This window comes from Paenibacillus naphthalenovorans (assembly GCF_900099895.1).
Taxonomy (GTDB): domain Bacteria; phylum Bacillota; class Bacilli; order Paenibacillales; family NBRC-103111; genus Paenibacillus_G; species Paenibacillus_G naphthalenovorans.
Genome location: NZ_FNDY01000008.1, coordinates 54,683 through 68,454, shown reverse-complemented (window position 1 = coordinate 68,454; position 13,772 = coordinate 54,683). Strand labels below are relative to the sequence as shown.

Here is a 13,772-nt window from a genome sequence, read left to right as displayed (position 1 = left end):
ATCACCTATTTCCCTACTTTTGGTGCGATTTCTTTGTTGAAGCGATCGAGCCATTTGGAAGATTCGCTGCTAAGAACGGCATAATCGAATTTCACGGCTTTGCTCATATCAACCTTCAGCTTATTAGAAATATCGTCCGGAAGTTTGACATTTGTTGCCGGGTTATAATAAAGCTTTGTGGCAAACGAGGTTTGTACTTCATCGGACAAAAGGAATTCTACGAACAGCTTGGCTGCGTTCGGGCTTTTCGTTCCTTTGACAACGGAGGCTACCGTCGGAACCAGATTGGAGCCTTCCTTCGGAATGACGAATTGGAGGTCGAGCCCGGCGTCTTTCTGCACTAAGCTGCGGGCCATCGTCCATGCGGTATAAGCTGCGGTTTGATTTTGCAGGTTCTGCTGCAATTGAGCCGCATTTTTGGCAAATGTGGGCATATAGCCTGCAATAGTTTCTAATTTTTTGAAGCCAGGCTCTATATCCTTCTCTGAACCGCCGTTGGCATAGGACAGCATGATCAGCGCCGAACGGCCGAAGTTGCTGGATATTTCGCTCAACGTAAGGTTGCCCTTCATTTCCGGCCTGGCAAGATCGTTCCAGGATTCAGGCACCGGCAAGCCTTTGGATTGCACAAGGGCGGCATTATACGAAATGCCCATCGGTGTAAAGTTGACGGCTACGCCGCTGTTTTCATTGACTTTGAGCTCAGGCGACACTTTGGAAATCGATGGGACATCTTTTTCTGTAATCGGTTCCCACAAACCCTCTACACGGCCCGCTTCCTGCTCGCCTGCTTCGATTACCGTAACGTCGATCTGAGGAGAAGCCTTTTGCGCTTTGACTTTTGCCACAATTTCCGTAGCCACGCCGGCTACATAAGTTAATTTCACGTCAGGATACTTTTCATTGAATTTCTTGAACACTTCGTCTTTCATCAGCTGCTCAACCGTTGCCCCGTTACCGGCGACAACCAGCTTTTTTTCCACAGCCGCCGCAGACTGGTCCTGTCCCCCCGTCCCTGCGGCGGGAGCCGGGTTTTCCTTGGTCGAAGAACCGCATGCTGCCAATACCGTTCCGCACAAAGTCAATACTGCCAATATCCCCGCTTTTTTGTTCATTGATTTTCCTCCTTTTGTTGTGTTATCGTTCTCTATATGAGAACGACGTTTTCTATGTGTAAAACATATTGTGATTTTAGCATGCAGCATTAGGTTGTGCAATACTCTTTTTTAAAAAAACTCTCTTCCATGGAAGATTACATCACATAATTTGAAGGATATGGGAAGAATTCTCGGTTTGTGTTACACTAACTCTAATTTCATTATGAATCCAAGCTTATTATCAACATAAGGAGCACATTTACTATGGACAATTATTTATCTTCGGTCAAAAATAGCTGCAAACTGCTGAAAATATTTTTGAATGCACCCAAAGAGCTCGGTGTGAGCGAATTAAGCCGAAAGCTTGAGCTATCCAAAGGCGCCGTACATAAGCTGTTAATGACGCTCGAAAGCGAGGGGTTTATCAAGCAAAACCCTTTAAACAAACAGTACTCGCTAGGATATACTCTATTGGAGCTTGGAAACAAGGTGTTGAAGAATCATAATCTGGTGGATTTCGCCAAGCCCTACTTGCAAAGACTTTCGGAAAAGACGAAGGAACTCGTTTGCCTGTGTATTATCGACGGCAAAGATGCAATCTATGTGGACAAAATCGATTCGAAGCATCCCATTCGTTTCAACGCGGAGGAATACCGGAGATTTCCCTTGTATGCCACTTCCGCAGCCAGAGCGATACTGGCTTTTCATGACCGGGAGTTTATCGATGAGGTGCTGGCCGACGATTTAATTACATTCACGCCTTATTCCATTACCGAATCGCGAATGATGCAAGACCGGCTTGAGGAAATCCGGAAAAACGGCTACGAGATCAGCTCCAATCTGCGTAACGTAGGGGCGACAGGGATTGCGGCCCCCATTTTCGACGCTTACGGTAAAGTGCCGGCCTCTGTCAGCGTCATCGGGCCAACCGACCGTATGACGCCTTATCAGGAGCAGTGGGTCCGGGAGCTTTTGCAGATTACACGGGAAATTTCCCAAGAACTGGGGTATCGGGAGGGCAGGTAGAAACAAAAAGAGGCTGCGTTAGGATTGGAATGTCCGGGTCTTTCAGGAGCTAAAAAAGACTTGGCCGGTGTACAGGCCAAGTCTTTTTCTCATTTACTCTGTCTTATCGGTCAATAAAGAGGCCCCCGCAATCCCGGGATTGGTCATTTCATAAGGATCGAGAATCAGATTCAATTCCTCTTCCCTGAGCACATCGTACAGCAGGCATAATTCCCGCACGGAGCGTCCGGTCACAATAGCTTCGCGGGCAATGCGCGCCACCGTCTCGTAACCGAGATGGGGATTCAGCGCAGTGATCACTCCCACACTTTTTTCCACGTATTCACGGCAGCGTTCCACATTAGCATCGATGCCCTGCAGACAGTGCTTGTTAAACACCTGAAACACCTGATCCATCATGCTGATCGATTGCAGCAGATTGAACACCAGGACCGGCTCCATCACATTCAGCTCGAGCTGTCCTGCTTCGGAAGCCAACGAAATGGTGTGGTCGTTGCCGATCACCTGGAACGCCACCTGATTGACGACCTCACACATCACCGGATTAACCTTGCCCGGCATGATGGAAGATCCGGGCTGACGGGGCGGCAGCATAATTTCACCGAGGCCGGCCCGCGGCCCGGATGCCATCAATCTTAGATCGTTGGCGACTTTGGACATATTGATCATGCACACCTTCAAAGCCGAGGAAACCTCCGTATACGCATCCGTGTTTTGGGTGGCGTCGACCAGATGCTCGGCGGTGACCAGCGGGAGCCCGCTTTCTTCCGCCAGAAGCTCGACCACGCGGACTATATATCTCGGGTCTGCGTTGAGTCCGGTTCCAACCGCCGTGGCTCCCATGTTGACCTCATACAAATGCCGCCGGGAATGCGTAATGCGTTCGATATCCCGAAGCAGCACCCTTGCGTAGGCTTCGAATTCTTGACCGAGACGGATCGGGACCCCGTCCTGCAGATGTGTCCGCCCCATCTTGATAACCCCGTCAAATGCCCGGGCTTTTTCCACGAAAACGGCATGCAGCTCGCGCATCGTTTCAAGCAGTTTCTGAATGGAGGATAGGGCCGCGATATGGATGGCTGTTGGGAACGCGTCGTTCGTCGATTGAGCCATATTGACGTGGGTATTCGGGCTGACCATGAAATAGTCCCCTTTCGTTCCGCCCAAAAGCTCGATCGCCCGATTGGCAATCACTTCGTTCGCATTCATGTTCAGCGAAGTGCCTGCTCCTCCTTGAATCGGATCGACAATAAACTGATCGTGCCACTGCCCTTCAACAATTTCCTTTGCCGCCTGAACGATAGCCTGCCCGATGCGCGGATTCAGCTGTTTGATTTCCATATTGGCGGTGGCGGCGGCTTTCTTCACCATCCCCATCGCGCGAATCAATTCGGAATGAATTTTATAACCGGTGATCGGAAAATTCTCCACTGCCCGCAGCGTCTGAATGCCATAGTAAGCTTGAACCGGAACCTCCCTGGAGCCCAGAAAATCTTTTTCTAACCGCACCTGTGTCAAACTTCTCATCCTCCTATCGATGGAAACGCATGGAAAGCAGCATGTTCCTGTTTCCCTAACAAGATATGAAAACAACGGCTCCTCTTATAATGATTATTCCCTCACCCTTGCTATGGCTAAACCGTCGTAGGCAGGCAGCAGCACGCCTTCGAGCCTGGGATCCCGAGCCACCGCTTCCGTAAACAGCCTCATTTGGGTAACCGCATTCCCCTTTGCCTCCGGGTTTACGGCTTTCCCGCGCATAAGCAAATTGTCGCCCAGGATGATAGCCCCCGGCCGGGCCAGCTTGATCGCCCATTCCAGATAATTCGGATAATTGCCTTTATCCGCGTCAATAAAAAACAGGTCGAACTTCCGTCCCTCCGCATCGAGCGCCTTCAGACTGTCCAGCGCCTCACCGATCCGATACTCCACGTTCCCGCCAAATCCTGCTTCGCTTACATGCTTGAAAGCCAGATCCGCATATTCCTGCTTCAACTCCAGCGAGACCAGTTTGCCGTCATGCGGCAGCCCCCGGGCCAGACAAATTCCGCTGTATCCCCCAAGCGCTCCGATCTCCAGCACCTCTTTGGCCCCTGTAATGCGCACAAGCATAGTCAAAAGCCGCCCGTAACCGGCGGCTACCGAGATTTCCGGCATATCGTTGGCCCGGATGCCTTCATTAACCCGCTCCAGCAGCTCATCCGGTTCAAAAAATCCTTCCAGGTACTGCTCTGCCGTTATTGATGTTGTCATGGTTTTCCATCCTTCCCGTTTTGGGCCGGCCCGCGCCCATGCACGATGGTTTGCGCCAATAGGCGAAACCCTGCAATGCGGCGCCAATACCCGCCATTATGGCTTTGTGTCATTGTATAATCACCGTCAATCGCCTATACTAATTAATTGTATGGCTTTTCCAGACTTAGTTCAACCTGCTGATATTCGGAGTTTTCCCTTTCATAACAGATACGGAGTGAGTTCAACATGTCGTCAGATTCCATTGAAATCATCGCCACCTCCCCTATGGGGCTCGAGGCCGTTGTAGCCAGAGAAGTGCGCAATCTCGGCTACGATCAAGTCACGGTTGAGAACGGACGCGTAACGTTCGTAGGTGATTATTTAGCCATATGCCGCGCCAATTTGTGGCTTCGCACGGCCGACCGCGTACTCGTCAAGATGGGCCAATTCAAAGCCGCTACTTTCGACGAGCTGTTTGAAGGCGTCAAGGCGCTGCCTTGGCCGGACTGGATTCCCGAGGACGGGGAGTTTCCTGTGGAAGGACGGTCGCACAAGTCACAGCTGTCCAGTGTTCCCGCGTGCCAGGGTATCGTCAAGAAAGCGATCGTCGAAAGCATGAAACGGCGGTACGGTACGGAGTGGTTCCGCGAAACCGGCGGCCGCTTCGTCATCGAGGTGTCGCTGCTCAACGACATCGCTACATTGACGCTGGACACAACCGGCCCCGGACTTCACAAGCGCGGCTACCGCAAGCTGGTCACGGAAGCCCCGCTGAAAGAAACCATGGCCGCAGCCTTGGTGCTGCTGAGCCGGTGGCAGGCCGAACGCCCGCTCTATGACCCCTTCTGCGGGTCGGGCACGATACCCATCGAAGCCGCAATGATCGGATGGAATTTGGCCCCGGGCTTAAGACGCAGCTTCAACGCCGAGAAGTGGCCGCTCATTCCTAATGAATTATGGTCTCAAGCCCGCGAAGAAGCTTACGATCTTGTAAAGGATGACATCCCGCTCCAGATTACGGGCTCCGATATCGACCGGAAAGCGATCGATGTCGCTTTGGCCGCCGCGAAGGCGGCCGGCCTGGCAAAGGAGCTGACCCTGCAGGTGCTCCCTGTTGCCAAGGTCATGCCGCGGGGAGATTACGGATGTATCATTACGAATCCGCCGTATGGCGAACGTCTGGGCGACCACGGTGAAGCGGAACGGGCTATTCGCCAGTTCAGCCATTTATACGGGCAGCTGCCTACATGGTCCGCCTTCATCCTGAGCCCGAACAAACAGCTTGAGCATCATATGGGCCGTAAAACCGACAAGAAACGCAAGCTGTTCAACGGCCGCATCGAATGCAGTCTTTACCAATATTTCGCCCCCGGCGGTTTATACGGTTGGCGCAGCAACAAGGCGGCTCCTTCCGAACAATAACATTCGGGACCTTGCCGTACTGTGATCGTCTTAAGCTTCTTCATCTTTCCATGTTTATGCTGAAGCAGCCCGGACATATCATATAAGCATGCAAAAGAACCGCTTCAAAGGCACTTCGCCTTGTCCGCGGTTCTTTTTGCGATATCGGTTATTCTTCTATTCCGGCAATCAGGCGTGACGAACCAGAGACTCCCTGCAGCTCAAATAATCGAATAGCGGCATGAATATGTCATTATCCGCTTCGCATCTTACAGACAGCTTGACTTCGCCGCGCCAGTAAAAATTCACGATCTGATGGCTACGCCCCTTAACCATTTCGACGTCCCAGCACGGCGCCATCAGTTCGTAAACCTCACGGTTAATGAACATCTTCGGACCTTCGTTCGACAAAAACACGCCTACGAAATCATTCCCTACTTTCGTGTAAAAGCCTTTTCTTGACATGATGCTCCGATCCTGACCCTGCATCCGTTTCCACTCCTTTTTCAAAAACAAAGAGACTCTCAACCTACGGGTACAGGAGTAGCAAATGGATGCGTCGCTCCTTACCTTCGGCAACTGGCTGGCTTGGCGCCGGAATCAGCGCTTTAGCCCCTATAGCTTTGCGTGCCCAGGCTTTCGCCTGGTTTGCCTTTATCGAGTTTGCTCGAAAAATGTCTTCAAATAAACTTCATTTCCTTAAGAATAAAAGATAAGACCTAAGAGATACATAATTCAAAATTCCTATTTTCACCAAATACATTGAGTCTTTGGAACTATTTTCAATATATAACAGCCCAATTTCTCCTATAAGGAACCGATACGGGCCAAAATGATGAGGTACTTAACTCCTTAAAAAGACGGATGATAAAGAAAAAAAGCGGACTCCGAACGCTTATAAACCCGCAGCAACCTGCGGTCAGGACCTGACCTGAACATAAGCGCGTAGGTATCCGCTATGAAGTCACTTCACATATTTACTGGCCTTTTCGATCGCTTCGTCCTCCGTCTTGCCGGTAACGTACCGGCCATTGACGAAGATGAAGGCAAAGCGCGAACAGGGCCCGCAGTACGATTTGCACCCCACCTTGATTTCTGCGTCGGGGGCCAGCTTCTGCAGCTTGGGCAAAGCCGTTTTTAATCTCATATGCTTGCATTTATCGCAAATACGTATATCGTTGGCCATACGGGGGCTTCCTTTCTATTGCATTAACCCATTGCGGAACCCGCTAAACAATCAGTGGTCGCCGTGGTTGCCTTTGCCCGGATTGGTCACCGAAAAGCCTTCCTCAGGCACATAGAAGTAATCGATGCGAATACCGTCCAAAAACGGCTCGTCCTTCTGAAGAATCACATCGATGCCTTTGTCGGTCGAGACGACGACATCGTTTTCCGTAGGCTTGTCCAATTTCATACCGTAATGCGCATGATCTCCGTGCGAATGCGTCACGTATACGCGGAGCTTCAATTCTTTGTCTTCCTCTTTCTCTATTTCGGCCAAAAGCACTTTGGCGGCATTGCGCGAAATTTTGCATTTCATGATTTCCATCTCCCAGCACTTATCGTTTTCACCTTATTGTATAGAAACTTGGTGGTGAAAGCAACTTTCACGTATCATGATCTCACGCTGCTGCGTCCAGCCGGGAACCGGCTTCACCCTTTTCATACGCGCTTTCTCCCTATCAAACGGTATCGCCGCTGCATTTGCTATTCTACGGCTTGTTATATAAAATGGAAAGGAGTGAAAAAATTCGGATATTATTACATTTTCCTATCATTACTTACCACAAGGTTACTGCCTCTCGGCATCTACACAGACATAGCCATACGGAAAGGATGAGAACCATGTCCATGCGGGAAAACGAGCAGCTCAAACAGCGTCAGTCCAGCAGTTCTATTCCGGTGAAGCCGGTTCATATCGAGTGCTCCATCGAAAAAGCGCTCGATGTTATCGGAGGCAAATGGTCATTTCTCGTCATTCGCGAATTGTTCGGCGGTACCAAACGGTTTGGCGAGCTTCAGCGCAAAATCAAATCCGTCAGCCCCAAATCGTTAACGGACACGCTTCGTCACCTGGAGGACAACGGCGTATTGGAACGGACCGCCTATCCGACGGTTCCTGTTACCGTGGAGTACAAGCTTACACCCAAAGGCAAGGATTTGCACCGCATGTTAAAAGAGATGAAGCTCTGGGCCGCCAAATGGTGTGCGCAAGCCGCAGAGGATTGACGAAGTCCGAGGTGACCGAATGATTAGTTTTTACCGCAAATATTACAAAACCATCTTCGATATTGCGCTCCTGATTTTGACGGTGTATTTGTTTATGTACATCTTCAGTCTCTTGTATCGGATCGCCACGCCGATTTTCTTTTCGTTCGTCATTTACATGATTATCGAGCCGCTCGCGAAATTTCTGCACCGCAGAGGGCTCAAGAAATCGATTGCTTCCGGCATCTCGACCATTTTGTTTATTCTGGTTATCCTTGGGGCGATTACCGGACTCGGCGCCATTTTTACAACGCAGATTTTACACCTTAAAGATAAGTTTCCCGAATATACGGCCGTCATGGAAAGGGAAATCATTCAGCGGTCCGAAGCTCTTCAGAATTACCTGGGTCCGCTGCCTATCCAGGATCTGATTGAACAGGCCAAAGAATATTCGACGGTCATCACCGGTAAAATAACCCAATTCGTCACCGGTTTTCTTACGGGAACTTTTACGGCATTAACCTCGGTTTCAACCTTTTTGATTAATTTCGCCATCGGGATCATTTTGGCCTATTTCTTAAGCATCGAAATCGAATCATGGAAGCGTATGGCTGAAGAGAAAACGCCCAAAACCTTTAAAAAGGCGTTCCATTTTCTGCGCGAAAACGTATTGAAGGGAATCGTCACCTACATCAAGGCACAGGCCAAGCTGATCACGCTGACGTTTATCGTCGTTTTCATATCGCTGCTCTTGTTGGATGTGAAGAACGCTTTCTCCATCGCACTTTTATCGGCGGTATTTGACGTGCTGCCGCTTCTCGGCGTATCTACGCTGTTTATCCCGTGGATCATCTACCTGTTCATCGTCGGACAAACAACGCTGGGGATCTGGCTGTCGGTGCTGCTTGCCGTTGTCATTACAACGAGACAAATCCTTGAGCCCAAAATTACTGGTGATTCGCTCGGCGTATCGGCCTTTACCATGCTGGCGTTTATCATCATTTCACTTTCGCTTTTTGGGGTCGCGGGTTTGATTTTATCGCCGATTCTGATCATTCTGATTAAAGCGCTGTATGAGCAGGGATACTTGAAAAGATGGATTCGCATGCCTGCTGAAGAATATGAACAAGACCCCGGTGCCTCCCGTTAGGCATAACGGCAAGAGCCGCCCGCTTGGGCGGCTCTTGCCGGTTAGGCGCCATATTTGCGCTCTGCCCGTTCGGTGAACCAGTTCATCAGCAGCATGATGACGGCCACATCGTCAATAGGCAGCGCCGGCAGCACGTCAGGTATGATCCAATACACCAGCGCCGGAACGGCGAACAACAGCTTCTCACGGAAAGGAATTCGCGAAGAGCGCAGAAGCGGCACAATCCGGCGGAACACATGCGCCCAGCGCCTTACCGATAATAATCGTCTCCACATGATGCTCTCTCCTCCTAGTGCTCTTCCAGCTCTATATTCCATTATACACCAAATGCCCGGCATTCACCCCAACAGCATGCAGCAAAAAAAGACGAGCCGGCATCTGTCATAACAGAGCCGGCTTGCCCCTTGACGAAAGGATAGGATTTGTCATTTACGATTTGATGGAAACCGACGCCAGCCCCTCCAGAAGTAAAGGAGCGATTTCGCGATACATTTCCCCAAACTGTGAAACGGGCAGCGGGTTAACCCCGAGGCCGGCTTCCACAGTGAAGCCGGGACGCCGAAACTCTTGAATAAACCAATCCTTGTATCCCGCATCACTATCATGGAGCTTAACCGCTTCATATCCGCTCACGCTGGCCAATCGGCATGCTATCGCTTCCGATTCACGGGGCTCCAGATCGCGGTAATTCCAATAGATTTCTTTCCCCTGAGTATGCAGCGCCGCGACGAGTTGAAAGTTACGGCTTTTCGTAAATTCCGCCATCGCCAAAGCTTCCGGTTCCGACAGGGGAGCCATACCGGTATAATCCCGCGGGCCCGGCCCGGGTATGCCGCGGCGGTCGCGCTCGATCTCCCAGTGCGCGGGGAACTGGTCATTGAGATCAACGCCGCGGATGTTGGCCTTCCAGCCCGAGAAATCCTGCAATCCGCAGTTCCATTCCATCAGCTGCCTGTAATAGGGGTTTTCCCTTGAAAGGCCCCGCAAGACAAGCTCCACTCCGTCCGGATTCACCATAGGTACGATCCAAAGCGACGTTTGTTCGAACAGCGGCCGTACATCCCATGCTCCAAGCGGCGCACCATTCACATAGGCTGAAGCGTAGTCCTCAATGAACTTCATCAACAGCAGGCTTGTAATCCATTCATTCGCATGAAATGAACCGTTGTAGTGCACCTCCGCGGGTCCTGATCCGATACGGATGGAGGGAATGGTCTTTCCAAGCACACTCCGGCCGATCGATTCGACCGCCAGGAACGGATACCTTTGCTTCAAGAGCCCCAAATCCTCCATCATGCGCTCATAATCATAGGGGTTGGCCGTATCCACGGCTTCCATCGTCCTGCCAGGCGCCACAGCAACGGTTTGTCCGATACAGATACAAGGGCGATGCGGATCACCGCCCGGATTTGCCGCGATCCGGTCCGCCACGTTCCCGCCTTTCCTCGCGGCCAACCGGAATAACGGTTTTCCATACCGCACCGTATAAGGGAATATCATCTCATTTCCCCCTTCAAGTTCAAATGCCTATCCGCTTATAAAGGGCCGATAGCCTAGCTAATGCATATGAACGGGAATTAGATAATATTCGGAACCTGCCAAACCACAGGCGTTACTTTAATATGCTCGTTCAGCCATGATTGGGCGATCTTCCTGAACAATACCGGGTCGCCGCTGCAAAAGAACTGATGTACGGGTACGGTACCCGTGGTCGCAAGTTTCCCCTTATGATACAAGATCGTGCTGATTTCTCTGGCCGTTTCGTCCGCAGAACTGATCAGAGTCACGTTGGGTCCCATAACCTGGGAGATGATATCGGAAAGAAAAGGATAGTGCGTACAACCTAAGATCAAACAGTCTATAGGCTTCTTCCTCAGCTCGGATAATGTATCCGCCACAACCTTCCGCGTCTCTTCAGCATGGAACAGACCCTGCTCCACCAGCGGTACGAACGATGGGCAAGCCTGGCAGATTACCTGAATTTGCGGCGATATTTGGCGGAGAGCGTACTCGTAAGCACGACTTTTGATGGTGCCTTCGGTACCGATGACCCCGACTCTCAAATTCCTGCTCGTTTTGATCGCTGCCCGGGCCCCCGGATGAATCACACCGACGACGGGGATCGGCAGTCTGCTGCGAATCTCTTCAAGAGCTACCGCCGTTGCCGTATTGCAGGCGATAACAATCATTTTGGGATGAAATTGAAGCAAATAATCGACAATCTGGCGGGTAAAAATCAATACCTCTTCCGCAGGCCGCGGGCCGTACGGTGTACGGGCCGTATCCCCGAAGTAAATGATCTTTTCTTGCGGCAATTGACGCATGACCTCCTTGACCACGGTCAATCCTCCAACCCCTGAATCCAGTATGGCTATCGCTTGCTGCACGTGTTTTCGCTTCCTTTATGTTGGTGTGTTGAAACGATGTATGCTTTTCCAGTCTATGAATGAAGGAAACAATTGGTACCTGGCGTATACTGTAACCGCACAAGTTATTCTATATTAACAGACCCCTTGTCCAAAGAAAACCCAAACCCGCTGCTCTCCACGAATGCGCCCTTTATTTGCGTTCTGCGGCCCACATCAAAATCTGCAGAACAGCAATGATTACAAATGCGGTTAATGCCATAAAAGGAATGGTGATAAATCCGAAATAATTCACATAGTCGACATCGCATGGAATCGGACCGCAGGCTTGCGCGCCGCTTGTAAACCATGATGTTTTTTGCATCAAATAATGATAAAGCGAGATGCCGGCGCCCCAAATGGACATAGGGAGCGCATATATGTACATATGTCGTTCCTTGCGAACGGCAGCAATGCCCAGGATAATGACGAGCGGATACATCAAAATACGCTGATACCAGCAGAGCTTGCATGGAATGTAATGCAGAATTTCGGAAAAATACAGGCTGCCGAGGGTGGCGGTCAACGCCACGAACCAGGAAAGATGCAGCCCGTTCTCGCGGATGGTGTTCCTCCAATTCATAACTCTTTCTCTCCCTTCTATTAATCTCATCATATCAGAACCGGCGGAGGTGTTCCATCTTACGAAAGTCCGCTCATTCCGCAGAAACAAACCAGCGAGCCTGGCCCGTTCAGGCACAGCTCGCTGGTTTCACCGTTCTTTCTCTACACCGAAAAGCAGAGATACCCCAAAAAAGGCCGGCCAGCAGGCCGGCCTCTGAACACCGGTTTTCATTATCTTTTCTTTCTTCCGTTCTTCACAAGAGTCATTCTTCGGCTGTGCCTAAGCCATGAATAATACGCCTTCAAATCGCGAAGCTGAATGTCTTGAGAGACGCGGCCAAGAAACGTCACTACGATCATTTTGTGCAAAGGGTTGCCGGCAATGTCGATCTCATCTTTTATTTCGACAAACTCTGATACCATCACCAGGTCCTCGTCAATGAGATAAACGTCCTTCTCATTCGCATAATACGGTTGAATTCCGCCGTACTTCAATTTATTCCATAAAAAACTGCAAATATGCTCAATTCCGCCCTTTTCGTCTTCCACACGCTCGGACCACCGGTTTTGTGCGTGGCTGGTGATTACGATGTCGGCTATTTTATATCCGTTAAATGGTACATGGAAGGGTTCATATGTACTCCAACGACTCATTATTTTATCTCGCAATAGTGATTCTCCCCCTTCACACTGAAAAAGACTGCTACATCTAATGTAGTATCGATATTACAAACCGTCAAGGGATACTTTGTCAGATGGCGCAATGTAAAGAAAACTATTTCTTTTCCCGCATTTGTCCATTACAATTAAGTACTAGAAAGGAGTGAACCGGGATGGGACGTCCTATTCCTGATTTTGGAAAATTTCTTGAAGGTCTTCGAGGATCCATGTCTTTGAGAGAAGCGGCTAAGAAAAGCGGTCTTTCTCATGCTTATATCAGAGATTTGGAACTGGAACGAAACCGTTCGACCAACGACAAAATCACCCCTTCGCCCGATACGCTGAAGAAGCTCTCGGCTGCATACGGTTATTCTTATACGGAATTGATGATCAAAGCGGGACATCTGCCGGGCGGCGATACCGATTCGCAATCCAACGGCAACCGATTGGATATGGATCTCAATCACGTGTATTTTATCGAAATCGGCAGGAAGGACATCACTTATCATACAGAGGGCTCGAACATTGTCCATAGCATCGATTCGCTGCTGGATTTCAGCACGTTTTTAGACGAACTGGAAGAAAACGACTTCAAGAAAATGGATACCGATCTGTATGTTAATCTAAATCACATTCGCGAGTATGACGAACGAAAGGGACTGCTTTTTTTTCATGAAGACGGCACCGGCCCCCGCGTAACCATCTCTGCGATCCGGCAGAAAAAGTATCACGACCTGATTGCCCGCAAAGTAGCGGCCAATACCGAGAAGAGCCTTGAATTTTCATTCGGCAAAAGCGGAAACACCCCGACGTTTTCCGCAGCCAACAAACACATTTAACTTAAATTGGCGCTGGCAGCAATGGGCAGACATAAGATGAGAGACATCACGGGACACGTTTACCCTGCCCTGATCTGGAATCTTAATCTTCATACAACCGCCGCCTACTGGCCCGTCTGCGCGATCATGTGCTGCGGGCTTGTTTTCCATGTTTGGGCGCTAAGCATATAGCGAGAGCCATAAACCA

At 50.2% G+C, this 13,772-nt stretch carries 16 protein-coding genes and 1 riboswitch; of the genes, 5 read left to right on the top strand and 11 right to left on the bottom strand.

Going from position 1 to position 13,772, the window contains the following annotated elements:
• Nucleotides 1-5: 5 nt before the first annotated feature.
• Nucleotides 6-1,115 (bottom strand): extracellular solute-binding protein, encoded by a 1,110-nt coding sequence (locus BLT35_RS10315; RefSeq protein WP_074727838.1) that lies wholly within the window; start codon nucleotides 1,113-1,115, stop codon nucleotides 6-8.
• A gap of 246 nt (nucleotides 1,116-1,361) precedes the next feature.
• Here BLT35_RS10315 and BLT35_RS10310 point away from each other — a divergent pair, with 246 nt between their 5' ends.
• A complete protein-coding gene (locus BLT35_RS10310; RefSeq protein WP_074727836.1) occupies nucleotides 1,362-2,123 on the top strand; it encodes an IclR family transcriptional regulator in 762 nt (253 codons plus the stop codon).
• Between the two features lie 93 nt (nucleotides 2,124-2,216).
• Here BLT35_RS10310 and aspA read toward each other — a convergent pair whose 3' ends face one another.
• Nucleotides 2,217-3,650, bottom strand: coding sequence for an aspartate ammonia-lyase (aspA, locus tag BLT35_RS10305; RefSeq protein ID WP_054819083.1), 1,434 nt, complete (start codon nucleotides 3,648-3,650; stop codon nucleotides 2,217-2,219).
• A gap of 84 nt (nucleotides 3,651-3,734) precedes the next feature.
• Nucleotides 3,735-4,376, bottom strand: a complete 642-nt coding sequence (locus tag BLT35_RS10300) for an O-methyltransferase (RefSeq protein WP_054819082.1) — start codon at nucleotides 4,374-4,376, stop codon at nucleotides 3,735-3,737.
• 228 nt (nucleotides 4,377-4,604) lie between these two features.
• Between BLT35_RS10300 and BLT35_RS10295 the strand changes: the two genes are divergently transcribed.
• Nucleotides 4,605-5,780 (top strand): THUMP domain-containing class I SAM-dependent RNA methyltransferase, encoded by a 1,176-nt coding sequence (locus BLT35_RS10295; RefSeq protein ID WP_062407088.1) that lies wholly within the window; start codon nucleotides 4,605-4,607, stop codon nucleotides 5,778-5,780.
• Between the two features lie 168 nt (nucleotides 5,781-5,948).
• On the opposite strand, the gene BLT35_RS10290 is transcribed toward BLT35_RS10295, so the two are convergent.
• The 3 genes from BLT35_RS10290 to BLT35_RS10280 form a co-directional block, all read right to left on the bottom strand.
• Nucleotides 5,949-6,248 (bottom strand): hypothetical protein, encoded by a 300-nt coding sequence (locus BLT35_RS10290; protein WP_062407086.1) that lies wholly within the window; start codon nucleotides 6,246-6,248, stop codon nucleotides 5,949-5,951.
• Nucleotides 6,249-6,330: 82 nt separating this feature from the next.
• Nucleotides 6,331-6,422, bottom strand: a riboswitch (cyclic di-GMP riboswitch).
• Nucleotides 6,423-6,723: 301 nt separating this feature from the next.
• A complete protein-coding gene (locus BLT35_RS10285; RefSeq protein WP_054819080.1) occupies nucleotides 6,724-6,945 on the bottom strand; it encodes a YuzB family protein in 222 nt (73 codons plus the stop codon).
• Between the two features lie 51 nt (nucleotides 6,946-6,996).
• Nucleotides 6,997-7,299 (bottom strand): hypothetical protein, encoded by a 303-nt coding sequence (locus BLT35_RS10280; protein WP_054819079.1) that lies wholly within the window; start codon nucleotides 7,297-7,299, stop codon nucleotides 6,997-6,999.
• A gap of 305 nt (nucleotides 7,300-7,604) precedes the next feature.
• Here BLT35_RS10280 and BLT35_RS10275 point away from each other — a divergent pair, with 305 nt between their 5' ends.
• Nucleotides 7,605-7,988, top strand: coding sequence for a winged helix-turn-helix transcriptional regulator (locus BLT35_RS10275; RefSeq protein WP_054819078.1), 384 nt, complete (start codon nucleotides 7,605-7,607; stop codon nucleotides 7,986-7,988).
• A gap of 19 nt (nucleotides 7,989-8,007) precedes the next feature.
• Nucleotides 8,008-9,117 carry a sporulation integral membrane protein YtvI gene (gene ytvI / locus BLT35_RS10270; RefSeq protein WP_054819077.1) on the top strand — a complete coding sequence of 370 codons (1,110 nt, stop codon included), beginning with the start codon at nucleotides 8,008-8,010 and terminating at the stop codon, nucleotides 9,115-9,117.
• Between the two features lie 41 nt (nucleotides 9,118-9,158).
• On the opposite strand, the gene BLT35_RS10265 is transcribed toward ytvI, so the two are convergent.
• The 5 genes from BLT35_RS10265 to BLT35_RS10245 form a co-directional block, all read right to left on the bottom strand.
• Nucleotides 9,159-9,392, bottom strand: a complete 234-nt coding sequence (locus tag BLT35_RS10265) for a hypothetical protein (RefSeq protein WP_054819076.1) — start codon at nucleotides 9,390-9,392, stop codon at nucleotides 9,159-9,161.
• A gap of 154 nt (nucleotides 9,393-9,546) precedes the next feature.
• Nucleotides 9,547-10,617: a M14 family metallopeptidase gene (locus BLT35_RS10260; protein WP_074727834.1), complete on the bottom strand. Its 1,071-nt coding sequence runs from the start codon at nucleotides 10,615-10,617 to the stop codon at nucleotides 9,547-9,549.
• A 77-nt stretch (nucleotides 10,618-10,694) separates the two neighbouring features.
• Nucleotides 10,695-11,504 (bottom strand): glutamate racemase, encoded by an 810-nt coding sequence (gene racE / locus BLT35_RS10255; RefSeq protein ID WP_054819075.1) that lies wholly within the window; start codon nucleotides 11,502-11,504, stop codon nucleotides 10,695-10,697.
• A gap of 172 nt (nucleotides 11,505-11,676) precedes the next feature.
• On the bottom strand, nucleotides 11,677-12,105 hold the full coding sequence (locus tag BLT35_RS10250; RefSeq protein WP_054819074.1) for a disulfide oxidoreductase: 429 nt from the start codon (nucleotides 12,103-12,105) through the stop codon (nucleotides 11,677-11,679).
• A gap of 212 nt (nucleotides 12,106-12,317) precedes the next feature.
• On the bottom strand, nucleotides 12,318-12,755 hold the full coding sequence (locus BLT35_RS10245; protein WP_062407082.1) for a hypothetical protein: 438 nt from the start codon (nucleotides 12,753-12,755) through the stop codon (nucleotides 12,318-12,320).
• A gap of 164 nt (nucleotides 12,756-12,919) precedes the next feature.
• Between BLT35_RS10245 and BLT35_RS10240 the strand changes: the two genes are divergently transcribed.
• Nucleotides 12,920-13,585, top strand: a complete 666-nt coding sequence (locus BLT35_RS10240) for a helix-turn-helix domain-containing protein (RefSeq protein WP_074727832.1) — start codon at nucleotides 12,920-12,922, stop codon at nucleotides 13,583-13,585.
• The last annotated feature ends 187 nt before the right edge of the window (nucleotides 13,586-13,772 follow it).

What these genes read in the sequence shown, in the direction of transcription:
- BLT35_RS10315 (WP_074727838.1), bottom strand. Translation starts at nt 1,115, where the DNA reads ATGAACAAAAAAGCGGGGATATTGGCAGTATTGACTTTGTGCGGAACG.
- BLT35_RS10310 (WP_074727836.1), top strand. Translation starts at nt 1,362, where the DNA reads ATGGACAATTATTTATCTTCGGTCAAAAATAGCTGCAAACTGCTGAAA.
- aspA (WP_054819083.1), bottom strand. Translation starts at nt 3,650, where the DNA reads ATGAGAAGTTTGACACAGGTGCGGTTAGAAAAAGATTTTCTGGGCTCC.
- BLT35_RS10300 (WP_054819082.1), bottom strand. Translation starts at nt 4,376, where the DNA reads ATGACAACATCAATAACGGCAGAGCAGTACCTGGAAGGATTTTTTGAA.
- BLT35_RS10295 (WP_062407088.1), top strand. Translation starts at nt 4,605, where the DNA reads ATGTCGTCAGATTCCATTGAAATCATCGCCACCTCCCCTATGGGGCTC.
- BLT35_RS10290 (WP_062407086.1), bottom strand. Translation starts at nt 6,248, where the DNA reads ATGCAGGGTCAGGATCGGAGCATCATGTCAAGAAAAGGCTTTTACACG.
- BLT35_RS10285 (WP_054819080.1), bottom strand. Translation starts at nt 6,945, where the DNA reads ATGGCCAACGATATACGTATTTGCGATAAATGCAAGCATATGAGATTA.
- BLT35_RS10280 (WP_054819079.1), bottom strand. Translation starts at nt 7,299, where the DNA reads ATGAAATGCAAAATTTCGCGCAATGCCGCCAAAGTGCTTTTGGCCGAA.
- BLT35_RS10275 (WP_054819078.1), top strand. Translation starts at nt 7,605, where the DNA reads ATGTCCATGCGGGAAAACGAGCAGCTCAAACAGCGTCAGTCCAGCAGT.
- ytvI (WP_054819077.1), top strand. Translation starts at nt 8,008, where the DNA reads ATGATTAGTTTTTACCGCAAATATTACAAAACCATCTTCGATATTGCG.
- BLT35_RS10265 (WP_054819076.1), bottom strand. Translation starts at nt 9,392, where the DNA reads ATGTGGAGACGATTATTATCGGTAAGGCGCTGGGCGCATGTGTTCCGC.
- BLT35_RS10260 (WP_074727834.1), bottom strand. Translation starts at nt 10,617, where the DNA reads ATGATATTCCCTTATACGGTGCGGTATGGAAAACCGTTATTCCGGTTG.
- BLT35_RS10250 (WP_054819074.1), bottom strand. Translation starts at nt 12,105, where the DNA reads ATGAATTGGAGGAACACCATCCGCGAGAACGGGCTGCATCTTTCCTGG.
- BLT35_RS10240 (WP_074727832.1), top strand. Translation starts at nt 12,920, where the DNA reads ATGGGACGTCCTATTCCTGATTTTGGAAAATTTCTTGAAGGTCTTCGA.